This is a genomic window from Pseudomonas rossensis (genome assembly GCF_039888995.1).
GTDB classification, from domain to species: Bacteria; Pseudomonadota; Gammaproteobacteria; order Pseudomonadales; family Pseudomonadaceae; genus Aquipseudomonas; species Aquipseudomonas rossensis.
This window is the reverse complement of record NZ_JBBWCB010000365.1, coordinates 1-275: the sequence shown is the minus strand read 5'-3', so window position 1 is coordinate 275 and position 275 is coordinate 1. Positions and strand designations below refer to the sequence as shown.

General features: G+C 64.7%; 1 protein-coding gene. It reads right to left on the bottom strand.

Going from position 1 to position 275, the window contains the following annotated elements:
* On the bottom strand, positions 1 to 275 hold a 275-nt coding region (locus WLY71_RS31740; protein WP_347806605.1), incomplete at both ends, for an Ig-like domain-containing protein.

Below are 275 nucleotides of genomic sequence, written 5' to 3'. Positions count from 1 at the left end.
CTGCCGGAACCGTCAGTCACGGTGTAGCTCACGCTAGGCACCGCGCCGTTGTAATTGGCGGCCGGGGTGAAGGTGTAAGCGCCATTGGCGGCAAGCACCAGGGTGCCGACATTGGCGATAGTCGCGGTGCTGCCGGCCTGGTACTGGGTACCGCCGACCGTGAAGTTAACCACGCTGACGTCGCCGTCGACGCTGCTGGTGCCGGTGAGGACGCTGCCGGTCACCGGAGCGTCTTCGGAAGTGGTCACGGTTTCGCTGATGTCGGTGAAGCTGTC